Source organism: Microbulbifer sp. TYP-18 (assembly GCF_040932045.1).
Taxonomy (GTDB): Bacteria; Pseudomonadota; Gammaproteobacteria; order Pseudomonadales; family Cellvibrionaceae; genus Microbulbifer.
Genome location: NZ_JBFRBC010000005.1, coordinates 96567 through 114897, shown reverse-complemented (window position 1 = coordinate 114897; position 18331 = coordinate 96567). Strand labels below are relative to the sequence as shown.

Sequence of the window (18331 nt, the reverse complement as noted above, 5' to 3'; positions counted from 1 at the left end):
CGGTTCAGTCCACGTCTGCTGCCGCCTTTATTTCCAGGCCACCGAGTTTTATGTCGCCGTTTGCTGAGAAACATGCACCCCCCTGGCTGGCATCCTACCTGGCGGTGCTGGTGGCACTTACGCCCTTCGCAATAGATACCTATCTGCCGGCGATTCCACTTATGGCCTCGGTTCTCGGCACCGAGGTGGAGCAAGTCCAGCATTCAATCTCCAGTTATCTATTGGGCTTCGCGCTCGGCCAGCTGTTGGGCGGCCCCCTGTCGGATCGCTGGGGGCGCCGCACTGTAGGCACTATCGGGCTGGGTATTTTTTTCCTCAGCACACTGGCGATACTATTCGTCACCCAGGTAAATCAGCTGGTCGCCCTGCGCCTGGTGCAGGCTGTTGGCGGCGGCTTTGCAACCGTTATCTGCGCCGCCATAGTGCGGGATCTATACAGCGGCCGCGACGCCGCTAAGGTGATCTCCATCATCAGCACCATGATATTGATGGCGCCACTACTGGCACCGGTGATCGGTTCGGTACTGCTGACCTTCAGCGGCTGGCAGAGTATCTTCGTGTTTCTGCTTCTGTATGCCACCGCCATGATCCTGGTGGTGCGACAACTGGTGCCGGAAACCGTGTCCCCCTTTCTCCGCGCCAGGCGACAGAGGAAACCCATTGCAGAGCTGGTGCGCAGCTACGGGCGGGTGCTGAGCAACCGGCGGGCACTGGGTTTTCTCGGCGCCCAGGCGTTTGTCAGCAGCTCCATGTTTATCTACGTAACCACCGCCCCTTTCGTGTTTATGGAGTATTTTGAAGTGTCTGCGGGTCACTTCCCGCTGTTCTTTGGCAGCTGTGTTGCGGCACTGATTGTGATGGTGCAGATCAATATCCGTCTGCTGAAGTTCTTTGCCCCGCGGCGGATACTGTTGGCGGGTATCTTCCTGCAACTGCTGGGCTGTGGCCTGTTGCTGCTGGGAACCCTGACCGGTGCCAGGGAGATAGCTCTGTGGATGGTTCCACTGGTGCTGGTGGTGGCCTGTATCGGCATAACCGCGCCCAACGCGGCCGCCTGCTATCTGGAATTCTTCCCCAAGATCAGCGGCAGTGCCAACGCCCTCTATGGCGCCAGCCTGTTTATCGCCGGCGGGCTGTTGGGTGGGGTCGCCAACCGGTTACATACGGGTACCCTGGTACCCATTGCCGCCACTATGTTCGCCTGCGCCACGGTGGCACTGGGACTGGCCCTGTTCGTCGCCCGGACGCGTGAACCCATAGTAGTGGCGGACCCCAAGGCAGGCACCTCGCTGGCGGCTCACTCCGACTGAGCGGGAAGCAGTCCCTCGGCCCGGAGCGCCTCCATGACCGCCGGGCGCTCCCCTACCCGCTCCTGCAGGGCACGCAACCGCGGCCAACCCTCAGTATCTATGTGCAGCCGGTCGAGCCAGTTGGTCACCGTAAATAAATAAGCGTCCGCGGCGGTAAAGTTTCCATCCAGCAGATACTCGCCGGACAACTGGCTTTCGATATAGGTGAATCGCTCGTTCAGCCTTTCCAGCGCGGTGCGTTTTTCCTCTTCGGAGCCATTCCAGAACAGTGGCAGGAAGGACTTGTGGACTTCTGTGGAGAGGTAGTTCAACCAGGCCTGCAGTTCGTAGCGCGCCCGGCTCCCGGCGGGCGGGGCCAGGCCGCTGTCGGGCTTCAGGTCGGCGAGAAACTGCATGACGGCGGGCCCCTCGGTCAGCACCTCGCCGTCGTCGAAGCGCAGCGCCGGCACATAGCCTTTCGGGTTGACTTCAAGAAAGCTGCCCCCCTCCTCTGTTTGCTTGCTGCGCAGGTCCACCCTGCACAGATCGAGGTCTATTCCCGCTTCACAGGCAACGATATGGGGCGCCAGGGAACACGCGCCAGGGGCATAGTAGAGTTTCATCGGCGTTATCCTCCAAACAAATCAGTAACCTTCACTGGTGACGGTCGAGGCATTGACCCTTTGGCGGGAGCCCGCAGGTGTGCCGACCGGTTCGCGATGACATCAGCCGCGCCGGTGGGGCGCCGAGTAATCCAGTTCCGGGCCTTTGGGCACTATACCCGTTGGGTTAATGGTGGCATGACTGGCGTAATAATGGGTCTTGATATGGTGGAAATCCACCGTTTCGGCAATACCGGGCCACTGGTAGAGTTCGCGCACATAGCCCCACAGATTCGGGTAGTCGGCCAGGCGCTGCTTGTTGCATTTAAAGTGACCGTGGTAGACGGGGTCAAAACGGACCAGGGTGGTGAACAGCCGCCAGTCCGCCTCGGTGACACTGTCCCCGCACAGGTAGCGGTTGTCCGCCAACCGGCGTTCCAACTGTTCCAGCGTGCTGAACAGCCGCCCATAGGCTTCGTCGTAGGCCTGTTGTGTGGTGGCGAAACCGGTCCGGTAAACACCGTTGTTGACATTGTCGTAGACGACCGCATTGGTCGCTTCAATTTCGCCGCGCAGATCCTGCGGATAATAGTCATCCCCATTGCCGCTCAGCCCGTTGAAGGCCTCGTTGAACATGCGGATGATTTCCGAGGACTCATTGCTGACAATGCACTGACCCTGCTTGTCCCACAGTACCGGCACGGTTACCCGGCCACTGTAATCGGCTTGGTTGCGGGTGTAGATCTGATACAGATAAGCGGACCCGAACAGCTGGTCCCCGCTACTGCCCTCCTCTTCCGCAAAGGTCCAGCCATGTTCCAGCATGTAAGGGCTCACCACCGAGACACCGACCAGATCCTCCAGGCCCTTGAGCTGGCGAAAGATCAGTGTGCGATGCGCCCAGGGACAGGCCAGTGACACATACAGGTGGTAGCGGTCCCGCTCGGCGGCAAAACCGCCTCTGCCGCTGGGTCCGGCACTGCCATCGGCGGTGATCCAGTTGCGCAGCTGCGCCGCTTCGCGCACGAATTCCCCCCCGCTAGTGCCGGTGTCATACCAGCGGTCCTGCCATTCACCATTGACCAGTAAGCCCATCTCCACCTCCAGTTATGTTGAAGCGATGACCCAGGGGCACAAAATTGACCGGCGCACGAAGCCCGCGGACTATGCATCCGCGCAAGTCCACGGCAGGGTGTGTCCGTGGTTTGTTACTTGTCGCGGCTGAACAGCTGGTCCAGGCTGTAGCCCCCGGCACCGGAGCAGGCCAGTATCAGGAATCCACCGGCGATAGCGAGATTCTTCATAAAGGCGATCATCTGCATCTGGTCGTCCGGCACATAGTGAAACAGCGCGGCGCTCAGCAGACAGAAGGCGGCCAGCAGCAGGGATACCCAGCGGGTGAAAAAGCCGCACAGAATCGCCAGCCCCCCGCCCAGTTCCACCAGGATCACCAGCGGCAGCAATATGCCCGGTACACCTGCGGATTCCATGTAGGCCTGGGTGCCGGCATAGCCGCCGATTTTGGCCCAGCCCGACAAAATGAAAATCAGGGAAATCAGCACCCGGCCGATCAATTTAGAGACATCGCACAAAACGGGGTTATTCATCGCTTGGTCCTCGCACAGAAAAAACAGCCAGTTAGTGAATGCCAGCCCAGGGCGGGCAGTTTAGTTTTGCTCAGTGAGAAAAAAACTGCATTTTTTCGCAAATACCTTTCGATTTTCGCCGACGGATTACGCCATGCTGCCCAAGCCCCGGCGCAGTGTGTCGATGAGAAAGCTGGCCGCGGGCCCGATTTTGTCACTGTCCGCGAAGACGAGATACACAGTGACATCGCGCCCCCAGGACTCCTCGGTGGGCAGCGGCAGCAGGAGATCCGCAGACAGTGAGTCGCGAATGCGGGTCTCCGGCAGCCAGGCGAAGCCCAGGCCGCGCTCGATCAGTTCGACTGAGGTTTGCACGTTGGTGACAGTGATACGCTGGTCGGAACCCAGCCAGCCGGCGTCCTGACGATTCCTGCTGGCGGAGTCCCGCAGCACTATCTGCCGGCTGGACTTCAAATCCTTGCGCGTCACCGGCCGACCCAGGTGATGCAGGGGGTGGTCCGGGTGCGCCACCGGTAGAAAGCGTACCTTTGTCACAGGTTCCCCCACAAAGCCCTGGGGTATCCACGCCGACAGTATAAAATCGGCCTGCTGCTGCAACAGCAATTCCTCCGCCCCCGACAACACCGTCTCGCGCAGCTCCAGCCGCGTATGGGGGAAACGGGAAGCGAATTGCTCCACGGCATCAAACAAACAGTCGTAATCGAAGATCACGTCCACCGCCAGCGTCAACAGCGCCTCTTCGCCACTGGCCAGGCTGCTGGCAACGGCCTCCAGGGATTCCGCCTCGCTCAGCAGACCGCCGGCGCGCGCCAGCAGAATGCGCCCCGCATCGGTGAGTTCCGCCTTGCGGCCGCGGACTTCCAACAGCGCTATCCCCAGGCTTTGCTGCAGCTTGTGCACGGCGTGATTGATGGAAGACTGGCTCTTGTGTACCGCCTCTGCGGCCTGGGAAAAACCCCCGTACTGCACCACCGACTGAAACATTCGCCACTGCTCCAGCGTCACTTTCGCCATTTCACACCCCTCTCGCCCGCATCCGTAACCCGGTGCGTATCGACCTCAACACGCAACTACCGGGTCAGGACATTATATAGCGCGATTGATCAAATAAATCGAACATAAGCTCGCTTTTTTTGCAGTTTTTTATCTATTTGATCGGCCTATACTGGGTCAGTAATCGTTCTCAGAGGTATCTATGCAGACTAAAGAACGCGGCCCCGAAGTGCGTCCGCTGGTGCACAGTCTGGCCAGCCGGGCTTCGGCGGATGGCGCCGGGGTGAAGATCCAGCGGGTGGACGGCTTTCAGGACCCGGCGTTCAGCCCCTTCCTGATGCTCGACGAGATCCGCTCGGAGCAGGCGGACGACTATATCGCCGGCTTTCCGCCGCACCCTCACCGCGGTATTGAAACCCTCACCTATTTACTCAAGGGCGAATTTGAGCACCGGGACCACCTGGGCAATCGAGGCAAGGTGTCGGCGGGGGGAGCCCAGTGGATGCGCGCCGGGCGCGGAATTATTCACTCCGAGATGCCCTCAGTGGCAGAGGGCGGCATGCACGGCTTCCAGCTTTGGATCAATATGGCCGCCGCCCACAAGATGGACAGCCCGAAGTGGCGCGACATCCAGGCCGAGGAGATTCCCCAACTGCCACTAGACCAGCAGGGTTCCCTGGCCCGCCTGATTGCGGGCCACTGGACCATTGGGGGAAGGGCCCACAGTGGAGCCCTGCAGGAGTCGGCAGCGGTTGCCGACTTTCGCCTGAGCCCCGGCGCTACGATCCGCCTGCCGTTGCCGTCCGCACACAATGCCATGGTGTTCGTATATCAGGGTGCCCTTGAAACCGGGCTCGGCACCGTCAAAGGCAGCAATATGCTCTTGTATGGAGAGGGCCAGGCACTACAATTGCGTGCCGGTGACAAGGGGGCGGGGCTGCTGGTGCTGCACGGCCGACCGCTGCGGGAGCCAGTGGTGCACTATGGCCCCTTCGTGATGAACAGCCGCGAGGAAATCGAGCAGGCTCTGCGCGACTACCACGACGGCACCCTCACCGACTGACCGCCCGCCGGCCCGCCCATACGCGGTCCGGCCCGCATGCCGTCCAAACCCGATCAGCGCGAGGTACACCTACGGGATGGAAGTCTATTACACCTTTTGTTTTCTCGCGGCTATCTCGGTCTTTCTCGGATTTCTCAACCAGTACGTACTGCGGGCGCAAAGTACCATCGCCATCACCGCCGGCGCCCTGGCGCTGTCGCTGCTGGTGACCGGGATGGGCAAACTGGGCCTGGTTGAACTCCACACCTGGGCCGACCAGTTGCTGCCACTGATGAACCTGAAAGACCTGCTGCTCAAGGGTATGCTGGGTTTTCTGCTGTTTGCGGGCAGCCTGCATATCGACCTGCACATGCTGCGCAACCAGCGTCTGGAGATCAGTTTGCTGGTCATAGCGGGCACACTGATTTCCACCCTAGTGGTGGGGGCGCTGCTGTACCTGTTCCTGCAGTGGGTCGGCCTGCCGGTGGGCCTGGTGTACTGCCTGCTGTTTGGCGCCCTGATTTCACCCACTGACCCCATTGCGGTACTGGCCATTCTGAAAAACCTGAAGGCACCTGAGCAGATAGCGATTCAGGTGGAGGGGGAGTCGCTGTTCAACGACGGCTTCGGCCTGGTGATTTTCACCGTTATTTACGCACTGGCCTTTGGGGGTGAGGAGCCCACGGTGTCGGCCGTGGCGCAGTTGTTCGCCGTAGAGGCCGTGGGCGGCGTGCTCATGGGGCTGTTTATCGGCACCCTGTTCCACTTACTGATTTGCGCCACCGATGATCACAGCCTCGAGCTGCTGTTGACGCTGGTCATTCCCACAGCGGGTTTTTCTTTGGCCAACCTGCTGGGGGTGTCCGGCGCCCTGGCGATGGTGGTGAGCGGCATCATCATCGGCAACTTCACCCGCGAGCGGGGCTTTTCCCGGATGAGTCAACGCGAGCTGGATAACTTCTGGAGTATCACCGAGGACTTTCTCAACGGCTTGTTGTTTTTACTGGTGGGGCTCTTTCTCATCACGATCAACCTCAACCCCTTCGATTACATATTGATCCTGGTGGCGATCGTGATCGTTCTCCTGGGTCGGACCGCCGCCGTCAGTATCCCCTTCACTCTGCTCAAGTGCCGCCGCAAGTACCATCCCTACAGTGAGCGCATCCTTATCTGGGGCGGCCTGCGCGGCGGCCTGGCGCTGGCTCTGGCGCTGGCGATTCCCGAGGGTTATGCGTATATCGAAGGCCAGGATGTGCGCCACCTGTGGGTGGTGATGACCTACGGCGTGGTACTCTTCTCCATCGTTGTACAGGGCTCCACCATTGCTCCTCTTATTCGCCGCAGCAGCGCCATCGTCGAACCGGAACAGAGTGCTGAAGGGGCAAAACAAACAAAAACGCGGTCATAATTCCAAAACCCATCGGCAGACAGCATGGAACACAGCGGATTTCTGATAGAGGCGGTGATCTATCTCTCAGCGGCGGTCATAGCGGTGCCCCTGGCCACCCGGCTGGGTCTGGGTTCGGTACTGGGTTATCTGCTGGCGGGAGTGGTCATAGGGCCCTTTGGGCTGAGCCTGGTGGGCGACACCAGCGAGGAAATGCATATCGCCGAATTCGGCGTGGCGCTGATGCTGTTTTTGATCGGTCTCGAACTGCAGCCGCGCAAACTGTGGCAGATGCGCGGCGCCATTCTCGGTACCGGCAGTGCGCAGTTGCTGGCCACTGCGGCGGTCATCGCCGCACTGGCAATACTTCTGTTCGGACAGGACTGGCGCAGTGCCACCGCCGTAGGCATGATCCTGGCGTTATCTTCAACCGCTATTGTCCTGCAGTCACTCAGTGAAAAGAAACTGCTGCGCACCGAGGGTGGCCGTGGCGCCTTTGCGGTGTTGCTCTTTCAGGATATAGCGGTCATCCCCATTTTGGCCCTGCTGCCCCTGCTGGCCGTCAGCGGTGTCGCCACCGACCACCACGGCCTCTCCGGCTGGCGCTATGCGATGGCTCTGGTGGGTATCATGGCGGCATTTGCGCTGGGTGGCCGTTACTTACTGGGCCCGGTACTGCGCCTGATCGCCGGCAGTCAGTTGCGGGAGATGTTCACGGCTATCTCACTGCTGATCGTGGTGGGCTCCGCTGCCGCCATGAGCTGGCTCGATCTGTCGCCGGCGCTCGGCACCTTTCTCGCCGGCGTCACTCTGGCGGAAAGCGAATTCCGCCACGAACTGGAAGCGGACATAGAGCCGTTCAAAGGCCTTTTGCTGGGCCTGTTTTTTATCGCGGTCGGCGCCAACGTGAACTTTCTTCTGATGGCGGCCTATCCAATGCTGCTGTTGGTGTTGGTGGTGATGCTGGTGGCGGTAAAGTTTGCCGTACTCTACTCGCTGGCACGGGTGACGGGGATGACCCGGGGCGAGGACTGGCTGTTCGCCCTGGCACTGGCCCAGGCGGGGGAGTTCGGCTTTGTACTGGTGTCCTTCGCGGCGCAGAACAATGTCATAGACAGCACCAGTGGCAATCTGCTGATCGCGGTTATCGCTCTGTCCATGGCCATCACCCCCATTTTGCTGCTGATCTACGAGCAGGCCATTCAGCCCCGTCACCAAAGACCCGACGGTGACAAAGAGCCCGGAGACGAAACGCCGCCGCAGGGAGATTCACCGGTAATTATTATCGGCTACGGCCGCTTTGGTCAGATCGCCGGCCGCCTGCTGAATGCCTGTGGTTTCAACACCACCCTGCTGGAGCGCAATGCCTCCCAGCTGGATCTGGTGCGCCGCTACGGGATCAAGGCCTACTATGGCGACGCCTCGCGCAGCGATCTGCTGCGGGCCGCCGGTGCAAAAAACGCCAGGCTGGCAATCCTTACTCTGAGCGACCAGGCGGCATCACTGGAGATTGTCGCGCAATTGCGCCGGCACTTTCCCCATCTGACCATCCTGGCCCGGGCCCGCAACCGCATGCACCAATATGCGCTGATGGAGGCCGGGGTCCAATACATCTTTCGCGAAACCGTGGACTCCGCCATTGCCATCGGCGAGAAGGCATTGGAACTCCTGGGCCTGAGCAAGTGGCAGGCGCGTCGGGCGGCGCGCAAGTTCAAACAACACGATCAGCAAATGCTAGAGTCCCTGTTCCCCTATTGGCGCGATGAATCACGCCTACCGGCACGCACCCGGGTCTATCGGGAGCAGCTTTTGCAGGCGCTGCGCGAGGACCGGCGCGACAAGGATCTGCACCTGGATCACTACTGGGATCAGTCGCCACCCGCTGACAAAGATGCGAAGCCGGGAACCTAACCCGGTTTTTTGACTCCACCGGCGCGGGAATAAACTTGTACTGCCTCAACTTTTAGTGTCGACGAAGCTTTCGGTATAGTGTGGAACCCACCCGGTAAAATGCCGTACGCTTCCTAGCAGGTTGTTGAAAAAGGCATCCTGCCTTTTTCAACACACGAAAAGCGAAAAATGTGATTTTCACTTTTCTCCCAAAATCAACGACTTAGGCGTCGCCAATTTTGCCGGAACATCCATATTCCGGTAGCAGGCATCGAAATTCTTCGAATTTCAACAGCCTGCTAGCTGTACCCTAAAAGTTGCAGGCGTTAGCGGTTTGCCCGCGTTCCGGATAGTGACATCCCCATTGTCCGGGTTTTCTGTCAATGCCAAAATCCAGGTGCCCGATAAATTAACCAGGAAAAGGAAAGAATAATGAACCAGGAATTGGTTTTTTATACCAACCCCCAGTCCCGCGGCTGTATCGCGCGCTGGATGCTGGAGGAGGTGGGCGCGCCCTACAAAACTGAGGTGTTGGCCTACGACACAGAGATGAAATCCCCCGGGTATCTGGCTATCAACCCGATGGGTAAGGTGCCGGCGATAGTCCACAATGGCAATGTGATCACCGAGACAGCGGCCATCTGCGCCTACCTGGCGGATGTATTTCCCGAAGCCGGGCTGCTGCCGCAAACTGTGGAGGAAAAAGCGAATTACTACCGCTGGCTTTTCTTTGCCGCCGGGCCGCTGGAGTCGGCGTTGACCAACCGGAAGGTATTCGACGGAGAGCCGGCGGTAGAAAAGCAAAGGATGCTGGGTTATGGCACCTGTGCGCATGCCCTGGACACTCTGTCACTGGCGGTGAAAGCCAACCCCTATATTGCCGGTGACCGGTTTACCGCAGCCGATGTCTATTTAGGCTCCCATATCGGTTGGGGTATGCAGTTCGGCACAATGGAAAAGCGCGACGAGTTTGTGGAGTATTTTGCGCGGCTGGAGGAACGTCCGGCGCTGAAACGGGCGATGCAACTGGACGCTGAACTGGTGAAGGAAACCAGCGAGGCCTGATTTCGTTTTTGCCCCATAAAAAAGGCCGGCAATAAAAAGTTGCCGGCCTTTTTTTATCAGCTTGGTATGCGACCCGAACCTCCCTGTTCGGGACAGCAGGCTGTTAGTGCACCCAGTGGTGGCGCTCCATTTTTTTCTGAATTGCCTCCGCGGTTGGCGCCGGCATGGCGCTGATAGGCAACCGCTCGTGAAAGAACGCCAGCCGCTCGCCAGCATCCACTTCGTTCATGGTTTCCGCCTCGAACACGCGGCCGTTGATCACCGTGTAACTAATGTTTTCTGACAGCCGCAGGTTGTCCAGCGGATTGCCATCCACCACGATCAGATCCGCCAGTTTGCCCTTCTCGATACTGCCGATATCGCCGTCCATACCCAGGTAGCGGGCGCCGTCGATGGTACCGGCGCGGAAGGCCTCCCAGGGGGTGAAGCCGCCCTGCTCCATCATCCACATTTCCCAGTGGGCACCCAGGCCCTCGCGCTGCCCGTGGGCGCCGATATGGACGGTAACGCCCTGGTCCCGCAACTGCTTGGCCTGGCGGGCCACATTGAAGTGGTTATAGTGACCGTCCGGCGCCGTGGGGCGGCGGATGGAGCGCGGATTGACGATAAAATCCGGAGTAAAGCGGGTCAGGCGCTGGTTTTTCCACACCTCGGTGCGGTCATACCAGTACTCCTCTCCCCAGAGCCCGCCATAGGCCACCACAAAGGTGGGCGTATAGCCCACCCGGGTTTGACCCCACAACTGCTCCACGTCGCTATAGACATGGGCGATGGGCAGGGAGTGCTCTATGCCCGTGTGTCCGTCCACCACCATATTCATATTGTGCTGGTACTTACCACCACCCTCAGGCACTACCATGATGCCGGCCTCGCGGGCCGCCTGCAGCACCTGCTGGCGCTGGTCCCGGCGGGGCTGGTTGTAGCTCTTCACCGAGATAGCACCCATTTCCTTGAGGCGGTTCACGTGGAACTGGGCATCTTCCAGCGAGTTGATCTTGGCTTTGTAGCCGGGGCCCTTGGCGCCATAGAGAATGGTGCCGGTGGAGAAGATGCGCGGCCCGGTAATCAGGCCCGCCTTCTGCATCTCCGCGGCGGAGAAGATCTCACTGCTGTCATTGGAGGGGTCGTGGATGGTGGTTACCCCGAAAGCCAGACTGGAGAAGAGGTTCCAGTTCTGCTGCGGGATAATCTCCTCGCGTCCCTGGGCGCCGTGGGCATGGGCATCGATCAGTCCTGGCAGTACGGTTCTGCCGGTGGCGTCGATACGTTTCGCCGCCGCGGGAATTTCCACTTCAGCGGCGGGGCCCACCGCGACAATACGGTTGCCGCGGAACAGCACAACGCCGTTTTCGATAATTTCGCGGGTGTTTTCCGCATCGCGCATGGTGACAACAGTACCGCCGGTGAGGGCGACCAGGCCGGCGCGGTTGTCGAACGGCTGCACAAAGCCCAGGTCGATGCCCTCGGACACCGGTTCCGGCAGCTCCTCCGGGGCACCGGCCACAAAGCCAAAGGCATCCTTCAACTGGCGCTCAAACAGCTTGGGGCCGTGGGCCCAGCCCAGGGTGTCACTATCGGCGGACCAGTGCAGGTTTTCACCGGCGCGCTTGGACACCTTGGTGACTTTAACGGCCTTGCTGTCTGGACCTATCACCTCGGACTTGCCCGTGTGCATAAAGGGAGCCACAAAGGCTTTGAAGTCCTGGGTAAAGGCCACCCACTTGCCGTCGGGTGAGAGGCGGAAGGAGGTAATTTCAGTACCGTGCAGATGCTCGCGCTCGTCCTTGCCCTCCAGGTTGGTGCTCTTCAACACACGCTTGCCGCCGTTGGCGCGCACATATTCAGAGAAATAAATGCGCTCGTCACTGGCGCCGAAGTGAGGCTCATAGCCGGACTGCACCACCCTGCGCTGCCAGTCGCCACCCGCATCCGCCAGGTAGATTCCCGGCTCCAGGGAATACTCCGGGCTGAGCAGATAACCACCGGTAAAACGGCGGTACACCACCGTATCGCCGCTGGGGGAGAAAGTCGGCTCCACATACAGTCCCGGCTGGCTGGTGACGTTCCTGCCGCGGCCATTGCGGGCCGAAACCACCCGTACATGGCCGAGTTTTTCGTCGTCCCAGGTCACATAGGTGATCTCGCGGCCGTCGCGGGACCAGCTGGGGTAGAATTCGAAGTGATCATTCTGGCGGGTCAACCGGCGGCGCTCACCGCTGTCGATATCCTGGATGTAGATCCTGCCCAGAGCCTGGAACGCCACCTGCTTGCCGTCAGGGGATTTCTGCGCCCAACGAATCATCTTCACATCAAAGGTCTCCGGGGCCACTTCCACCGGGAAGCGCACCGCGTCGGCCACCTGCTTCTCCACTTTCACATGGGCCACAATGGGCTCCACGGAGTCGCCGTCCGCGGCGATACGCAGGAATTTGCCGCCGGTCCAGACAACCAGGGAGTCTCCGTCCGGCATCCAGTCATACTGCACATAGTTGCCGTGGGAGCCGAAGATTTCCTGCAGATCCCGCTCCAGGCCCGCGTAAACCGGGGTCTCCAGGCCAGTGTTGAGGTCCTTCAGGAAAAGTGCCGTCCGGTTGTTCTGGCGGCGGATAAAGGCCAGCTTGCTGCCGTCCGGGGATGGCACCGGCGCCACAGCCCCGCCGGGACCGGCAACGAAGGTCTCCTCTTCGCCCTTCTGCAGGTCATAGCGGTTGATGGCGAAGATTTGCTGGGTGGAATTCTTGTTGTACTCCCACACGGTGCCAGGAGTGGTGTCGATGGCGTAGTAGACGTAGCGCCCGTCCGGGGAAAAAGCCGGATCGGCGATATTCTTCTGCGCGATTTCGCCACCGATACGCTCTTTTAACTGGCGCCCTTCACCGCCGCCGAAGTGATACATCCAGATTTCACCGGCGGGAATACTGCGCCCGGACATAAAGCCCTTGCGCGCCACCAAATACTGGCCGTCGGGGCTCCAGTTGGGCGAGTGCAGCAGGTTTTCCTTTTCCGTGGTCAACTGGCGCAGATTCTCGCCATTTCGATCCATCAACCAGATATTGTCGGCGCCGTCCCGGTCGCTGATAAAAACGATGTTATCGCCGTCGGGGCTGAAGCGCGGCTGCATATTCCAGGCGATTTCATTGGTCAGGGCCACGGCCTCGCCACCAACCACCGGCATTGTGTAGATATCGCCGAGCATATCGAACAGGATGGTCTTCCCGTCCGGGCTGATATCCAGGTTGCTCCAGGTGACCTCGCGGGTGTCCAGTTGGATGGGGTTGAATGGATAGGACGGCTTGTTCACTTCCCAGGTCTCGCCCTTTTGTTCCTCCCGTTTTTCAGTCTCCTCTGCGGCCCCCAGCGGCAGGCTGAGCACCAGTGCCGCCAGCCCCAGCAGTGTGTGGCCAAATCGGCTCTGCTTGATAGTCGTCATCAATGGTTTCCTTGTGCCGCGTTTTACGCGCCAACAGTTGTTAGTGTTTCTGTGCAACAGTGGATTTGCGCCGGTTAAACTAACGGGATTGGTGAGTACTGGCAATCCGCTTGCGTCGAACCGCCGGCTGCCGTGATGAACCGGGAGGCCGCTTGAGTTCACGGAAGTGAATCGCCACAATGCCCGCACCCAACCCTCCTCAACCCGAGTTTCAGGCTGAATATGACCATCGATGTAGTGATTCTCGCCGCCGGCAAAGGCTCCCGTATGCGCTCCGACCTGCCCAAGGTGCTCCACCCTATCGGGGGTGTGCCCATGCTGGCACGGGTCATAGGGACGGCCCGGCAACTGGGGGAAGTGGACATCACGGTAGTGATTGGACACGGCGCCGAGCAGGTGCGGGAGGGCTTTTCTGACAGCGGTGTGCGGTTTGTGGAACAGGCCCAGCAATTGGGTACCGGCCACGCCGTGGCCCAGGCGATCCCCCACTTCCGCAGCGGCGCCACGGTTCTGGTGCTCTACGGCGACGTGCCACTGGTGAAGTCAGGCACCCTGCAGTCCCTGTTGTCGGCGGCGGACAGGGGACCCGCGCTGCTGTCGGTGGAAATGGCCAACCCCGCCGGTTACGGGCGCATAGTGCGCGATGACGCCGGGCGGGTGCTGGCGATCGTGGAAGAGAAGGACGCAGATGCGGATACCCTGGCCATTCGCGAGGTGAACACCGGTATCCTGGCGGCCCCGGCGGAGCTGCTGTCGCGCTGGCTGCCCGAGCTGTCCTGTGACAATGCCCAGGGTGAGTACTATCTGACCGACATTATCGCCCGCTCCGTCAGCGAGGAAATCCCCGTGACCGGCGTGCGCGCCAGCGATGCCCTGGAGGTGGCCGGCGTCAACAGCCGCGCCCAGCAGGCCCAAATGGAACGCGCCCTGCAGCAGGCCAATGCCGTGGCGCTGATGAATGCCGGCGTCACCCTGCTGGACCCGGCGCGAATCGATATCCGCGGTGATCTCCAGTGTGGTACCGATGTGTCCATCGATATCAACTGCATCTTCGAGGGCGCTGTCACCCTGGGCAAGGGTGTACAGATAGGCCCCAACTGTCTGCTGAGGAACTGCCGCCTGGGAGACGCTACCCGCGTGGAGGCCAACACCATCATCGAGGATGCCGATGTGGGGGAGGCCTGCACCCTGGGGCCCTTCGCCCGTTTGCGCCCCGGCACCCAGCTGGCAGCCGGCGCCAAGGTGGGCAACTTTGTGGAGACCAAAAAGGCCAGGGTGGGTGCCGGCAGCAAGATCAATCACCTCTCCTATGTAGGCGATGCGGTGATCGGCGAGGCGGTGAACATCGGTGCCGGCACCATCACCTGCAATTACGACGGTGTGAATAAGTCACTCACCGAAATCGGTGACGGCGCCTTTATCGGTTCCAATACCGCGCTGGTGGCGCCCGTTAAAGTGGGAGATGGCGCCACAGTGGGCGCCGGCTCCACCATCACCCGCGAAGTGGGCAGCGAGGAGCTGGCGGTGGCGCGCGGCCGCCAGCGCAATGTCTCCGGCTGGCAGAGGCCCGTCAAAAAGACCTGATCCCGGCCATAGGGAAGGCGGCGGATCTAACGCCGCTCCTCCGCCACTGCCCCAGCGTGCCGCGAAAACCGTCGCAAAGAAAAAAATCCGGCAGCTAAACCCTCTTTACGCAACCGTTCACCCGCCACCCTTCCAGTACACTGTCGCATCGGAAAACAAGGAGTGGTCCGATGCACAAACCAAAAATGCAATTGGTTGCCTCGTTCGATATCGCCCGGCTGCAATATCTGGATGCGCGCGGCCAGGCCACCCAGCCACTGCCGGGCTTCGCCACCCCCGACACTCTGCAGGCACTGTACCGGCAGATGGCGCTGGCGCGACTGGTGGATGACCGGGCGGTAAAGCTGCAGCGCACCGGCCAGCTGGGCACCTACCCCTCCACCCTGGGCCAGGAGGCAATAGGTGTTGGCGTCGGGGGCGCACTGCGCACAGAGGATATCTATTGCCCCTACTATCGCGAAACCGGGGCACTGCTGGAAAGAGGGGTGGAGATAGAGGAAATCCTCGCTATCTGGGGCGGGGACGAACGGGGACAGGGTTTTCGCCACGCGCCGCGGGACCTGCCGCTCTGCGTACCCATCGCCACCCAACTGCTCCACGCCGCCGGCATCGCCTTCGCGCTGAAATACCAACATCAAAGACTGGACGAACCCGCGCGGGTAGCCGTGTCCTGCGCCGGTGAAGGCGCCACCTCCAAAGGCGATTTTTACGAAGCACTCAATCTGCTCGGGGTCTGGCAGCTGCCCGCCGTCTTCGTGATCAACAACAACCAGTGGGCCATCTCGGTGCCGCGCCACCGCCAGACCGCCACCCCCACCATCGCCCAGAAAGCCGTGGCAGCGGGTATTTCCGCACTCCAGGTGGACGGCAACGACGTGATCGCCGTGCGCTCGGCGGTGGCCGACGCAGTGGCGCGGGCCAGGGGCGGCAAGGGGCCCACCCTGATCGAAGCCACCAGTTACCGGCTGTGTGACCACACCACCGCCGACGACGCGCGGCGTTACCGGCCGGAACAGGAGCTACACGAAGCGGAGCAGAGTGAGCCGCTGGTCCGGTTGGGCACCTACCTGCGCGGCACCGGCGACTGGAGCGATGAGCTGGAGGGCGAGCTGCAGCGTGAACTGGCGGAGGTCTGCGAGCGGGCACTGCACAACTATGCCGAACGGCCCCGGGAAAGCGCCACCGCCATGTTCGACCACCTGTACGCGGAACTCCCCGAAGCCCTGATAGAGCAGTATGAAGAGCTGCGCAACGAGGAGGCAGCCCCATGACAGCAATCACCCTGGTGGAGGGGGTCACCCAGGCACTCGCCCACGAGCTCCGCAGAGACCCTCGGGTAGTGGTTTTCGGTCAGGATGTGGGCGCCAATGGTGGGGTGTTTCGTGCCACTGAAGGCCTGCAAAAGACCTTCGGCGAAGAGCGGGTCAGAGACACACCGCTGGCGGAAACCATGATCGCGGGCATCGCCGTGGGAATGGCCGTACAGGGGTTGCGGCCGGTGGCGGAATTTCAGTTCATGGGTTTTATATACCCGGGCCTGGATCATATCCTCAGCCACGCCACCCGGCTCCGCAACCGCACCCGCGGGCGCCTCTCCTGCCCGGTGGTCTATCGCGCGCCCTATGGGGGTGGTATCCACGCCCCGGAGCACCACTCGGAAAGTACCGAGGCCATTTTCACCCATGTGCCCGGCCTGCGGGTCGTGGTGCCCTCCTCCCCCGCGCGGGCCTACGGCCTGCTGCTGGCATCGATTCGCGACCCGGACCCGGTGCTGTTTCTGGAACCCAAGCGCATCTACCGGGCCGCGCGGCAGGAGGTTCCGGACAGTGGTGAGCCCCTGCCCCTGGACCGGGCCTTCGTGCTGCGCGAGGGCAGTGACATCACCCTGATCGCCTGGGGTGCGGCGCTGCGGGAGACGCTCGAAGTGGCTGAAGAACTGGCCGGCGAGGGCGTGGAGGCAGAGGTGATCGACCCCGCTACTCTAAAACCTCTCGATATCCATACCATTATCGACTCGCTGGAAAAGACCGGGCGCTGCGTGGTGGTGCACGAAGCCGCCCGCTTTGGCGGCCTGGGTGCGGAAATTGCCGCGCAGATCGGCGAGTACGCCTTCGACCTGCTCAAGGCACCGGTGCAGCGGGTCACCGGATACGACACGGTGATGCCCTATTACCAGCTGGAGAATCAATATCTCCCCGACCAATCGCGGATCCTGCGGGGGGTTCGCGCGGCACTGGAGTATCCAAGATGAAAATATTCACCCTCCCGGACCTGGGCGAGGGGCTGCCCGACGCGGTAATTCGCGAGTGGCACGTCGGCCAAGGGGACCAGATAGCCGCCCACCAGACACTGGTCAGCGTCGAGACCGCCAAGGCGCTGGTGGAAGTACCCTCCCCCTGGGGCGGAATCGTAGAAAAGCTGTTCGCCGCCGCCGGGGAAACTGTCGACGTGGGCCGGCCCCTGGTGGGATTTGCCCAGGCCGCACAGCAAACTTCCGCTGACAACTCCGATTCCGGAACCGTGGTGGGTCGAATCCAGCAGAGCCGCGAACTACTGGGTGCCGAGCCGGTACCCATCCGCGCAACCCGGCACAGGGCCACACCCGCGGTGCGCGCACTGGCGCGGCGTTTGGGCGTCTCGCTGGCAGAGCTCAATCCCTCGGCCGCACGCCTGACCGCCGCCGAGGTGCGGGCCGCAGCACCGCAAGGGGCTGCGGCAGCGGATGCAGCCCCGACAGCCGGTGGCTCCGCCGCAAACACCTCCCCGGCCCGCCGCGCCATGGCCCTCGCCATGAGCCGCAGTCGCGACCAGGTGGCACAGATGACCTTGTGTGACGAGGTCAATATCTCCAGCTGGTGGCGCAGGGAAAACGCCACACTGCGCCTGATCCGGGCCGTACAGGCAGCTGTGGAGGCAGAGCCCAACATGAATGCCACCTACGAGGCGGGCGAGCTGCTTGTCAAAGGCACGCTCAATATCGGCCTGGCGGTGGACGCGCCGAAAGGGCTCTATGTGCCGGTGCTGCGGGACGTGGCGGCGCAGTCTGACGAGGCGCTGCTGGAGGGCATCGAGAACTACAAGGCCCAGGCGCAATCCGGCAGCATCAGGCAGGAGGATCTGCGCGATGCCAGCCTGCTGCTATCCAACTTCGGCAGCCTCGCCGGCCGCTTTGCCACCCCCGTGGTGATGCCGCCCACCGTCGCCATTGTCGCCGCCGGCCGCGCCTATCAATCGGTGGTGGCAGTCGGCGAGCAGGCTGCGGTGCGGCCGGCCCTGCCCCTGTCCGTCAGCGCCGACCACCGCGCCATCACCGGTGGCGAGCTGGCGCGTTTCCTCAAGGCACTGGTTGATGCCCTGGGGTCCGGTCCCGAACAGGGAAGCCCGGGTCGTAAATCGGGCGGGTAACCGCTCGGTTTGCTGCAGCGGCTTCGGGGGCCTGCGT

14 protein-coding genes are annotated in these 18331 nt (G+C 61.5%); 9 read left to right on the top strand and 5 right to left on the bottom strand.

The features are described from left to right. The first annotated feature begins 50 nt into the window (after positions 1-50). Positions 51-1310, top strand: a complete 1260-nt coding sequence (locus tag ABVT36_RS07085) for a multidrug effflux MFS transporter (RefSeq protein ID WP_368455934.1) — start codon at positions 51-53, stop codon at positions 1308-1310. Here ABVT36_RS07085 and gstA read toward each other — a convergent pair. The 4 genes from gstA to ABVT36_RS07065 form a co-directional block, all read right to left on the bottom strand. Further along, positions 1298-1912: a glutathione transferase GstA gene (gene gstA / locus ABVT36_RS07080; protein WP_368455933.1), complete on the bottom strand. Its 615-nt coding sequence runs from the start codon at positions 1910-1912 to the stop codon at positions 1298-1300. The genes ABVT36_RS07085 and gstA overlap by 13 nt on opposite strands. Positions 1913-2014: 102 nt before the next feature. Beyond that, positions 2015-2986, bottom strand: coding sequence for a glutathione S-transferase family protein (locus tag ABVT36_RS07075; RefSeq protein WP_368455932.1), 972 nt, complete (start codon positions 2984-2986; stop codon positions 2015-2017). Positions 2987-3099: 113 nt separating this feature from the next. Next, a complete protein-coding gene (locus tag ABVT36_RS07070; RefSeq protein WP_367150076.1) occupies positions 3100-3498 on the bottom strand; it encodes a DoxX family protein in 399 nt (132 codons plus the stop codon). A gap of 126 nt (positions 3499-3624) precedes the next feature. Then, positions 3625-4512 carry a LysR family transcriptional regulator gene (locus tag ABVT36_RS07065; protein WP_368455931.1) on the bottom strand — a complete coding sequence of 296 codons (888 nt, stop codon included), beginning with the start codon at positions 4510-4512 and terminating at the stop codon, positions 3625-3627. Positions 4513-4693: 181 nt separating this feature from the next. Here ABVT36_RS07065 and ABVT36_RS07060 point away from each other — a divergent pair, with 181 nt between their 5' ends. The 4 genes from ABVT36_RS07060 to ABVT36_RS07045 all read left to right on the top strand — a co-directional run bounded on the left by ABVT36_RS07060 (position 4694) and on the right by ABVT36_RS07045 (position 9875). Continuing rightward, positions 4694-5554: a pirin family protein gene (locus tag ABVT36_RS07060; protein ID WP_368455930.1), complete on the top strand. Its 861-nt coding sequence runs from the start codon at positions 4694-4696 to the stop codon at positions 5552-5554. Between the two features lie 76 nt (positions 5555-5630). Continuing rightward, positions 5631-6941: a cation:proton antiporter gene (locus ABVT36_RS07055; protein WP_368455929.1), complete on the top strand. Its 1311-nt coding sequence runs from the start codon at positions 5631-5633 to the stop codon at positions 6939-6941. 24 nt (positions 6942-6965) lie between these two features. Next, complete coding sequence (locus ABVT36_RS07050) at positions 6966-8831, top strand: monovalent cation:proton antiporter-2 (CPA2) family protein (RefSeq protein ID WP_368455928.1); 1866 nt, start codon at positions 6966-6968, stop codon at positions 8829-8831. Between the two features lie 411 nt (positions 8832-9242). Continuing rightward, a complete protein-coding gene (locus tag ABVT36_RS07045; RefSeq protein WP_368455927.1) occupies positions 9243-9875 on the top strand; it encodes a glutathione S-transferase family protein in 633 nt (210 codons plus the stop codon). A 103-nt stretch (positions 9876-9978) separates the two neighbouring features. Here the strand turns inward: ABVT36_RS07045 and ABVT36_RS07040 are convergent, their stop codons facing one another. Then, a complete protein-coding gene (locus ABVT36_RS07040; RefSeq protein ID WP_368455926.1) occupies positions 9979-13305 on the bottom strand; it encodes an amidohydrolase family protein in 3327 nt (1108 codons plus the stop codon). A 222-nt stretch (positions 13306-13527) separates the two neighbouring features. On the opposite strand from ABVT36_RS07040, the gene glmU reads away from it, so the two are divergent. From glmU to ABVT36_RS07020, 4 genes are all read left to right on the top strand, one after another. Then, positions 13528-14889, top strand: coding sequence for a bifunctional UDP-N-acetylglucosamine diphosphorylase/glucosamine-1-phosphate N-acetyltransferase GlmU (glmU, locus tag ABVT36_RS07035; protein ID WP_368455925.1), 1362 nt, complete (start codon positions 13528-13530; stop codon positions 14887-14889). Between the two features lie 170 nt (positions 14890-15059). Continuing rightward, positions 15060-16160, top strand: a complete 1101-nt coding sequence (pdhA, locus tag ABVT36_RS07030; protein ID WP_368455923.1) for a pyruvate dehydrogenase (acetyl-transferring) E1 component subunit alpha — start codon at positions 15060-15062, stop codon at positions 16158-16160. Next, complete coding sequence (locus ABVT36_RS07025; RefSeq protein ID WP_368455922.1) at positions 16157-17140, top strand: alpha-ketoacid dehydrogenase subunit beta; 984 nt, start codon at positions 16157-16159, stop codon at positions 17138-17140. The genes pdhA and ABVT36_RS07025 overlap by 4 nt, the downstream gene beginning before the upstream one ends. Further along, positions 17137-18294, top strand: coding sequence for a dihydrolipoamide acetyltransferase family protein (locus ABVT36_RS07020; protein ID WP_368455921.1), 1158 nt, complete (start codon positions 17137-17139; stop codon positions 18292-18294). The genes ABVT36_RS07025 and ABVT36_RS07020 overlap by 4 nt, the downstream gene beginning before the upstream one ends. Positions 18295-18331 lie beyond the last annotated feature (37 nt).

Bases quoted from the DNA above. Each gene is read 5' to 3' on its own strand.
- ABVT36_RS07050 (WP_368455928.1), top strand. From the start codon at position 6,966: ATGGAACACAGCGGATTTCTGATAGAGGCGGTGATCTATCTCTCAGCG.
- glmU (WP_368455925.1), top strand. From the start codon at position 13,528: ATGACCATCGATGTAGTGATTCTCGCCGCCGGCAAAGGCTCCCGTATG.
- ABVT36_RS07075 (WP_368455932.1), bottom strand. From the start codon at position 2,986: ATGGGCTTACTGGTCAATGGTGAATGGCAGGACCGCTGGTATGACACC.
- ABVT36_RS07025 (WP_368455922.1), top strand. From the start codon at position 16,157: ATGACAGCAATCACCCTGGTGGAGGGGGTCACCCAGGCACTCGCCCAC.
- gstA (WP_368455933.1), bottom strand. From the start codon at position 1,912: ATGAAACTCTACTATGCCCCTGGCGCGTGTTCCCTGGCGCCCCATATC.
- ABVT36_RS07060 (WP_368455930.1), top strand. From the start codon at position 4,694: ATGCAGACTAAAGAACGCGGCCCCGAAGTGCGTCCGCTGGTGCACAGT.
- ABVT36_RS07085 (WP_368455934.1), top strand. From the start codon at position 51: ATGTCGCCGTTTGCTGAGAAACATGCACCCCCCTGGCTGGCATCCTAC.
- ABVT36_RS07065 (WP_368455931.1), bottom strand. From the start codon at position 4,512: ATGGCGAAAGTGACGCTGGAGCAGTGGCGAATGTTTCAGTCGGTGGTG.
- ABVT36_RS07020 (WP_368455921.1), top strand. From the start codon at position 17,137: ATGAAAATATTCACCCTCCCGGACCTGGGCGAGGGGCTGCCCGACGCG.
- ABVT36_RS07070 (WP_367150076.1), bottom strand. From the start codon at position 3,498: ATGAATAACCCCGTTTTGTGCGATGTCTCTAAATTGATCGGCCGGGTG.
- pdhA (WP_368455923.1), top strand. From the start codon at position 15,060: ATGCACAAACCAAAAATGCAATTGGTTGCCTCGTTCGATATCGCCCGG.
- ABVT36_RS07045 (WP_368455927.1), top strand. From the start codon at position 9,243: ATGAACCAGGAATTGGTTTTTTATACCAACCCCCAGTCCCGCGGCTGT.
- ABVT36_RS07055 (WP_368455929.1), top strand. From the start codon at position 5,631: ATGGAAGTCTATTACACCTTTTGTTTTCTCGCGGCTATCTCGGTCTTT.
- ABVT36_RS07040 (WP_368455926.1), bottom strand. From the start codon at position 13,305: ATGACGACTATCAAGCAGAGCCGATTTGGCCACACACTGCTGGGGCTG.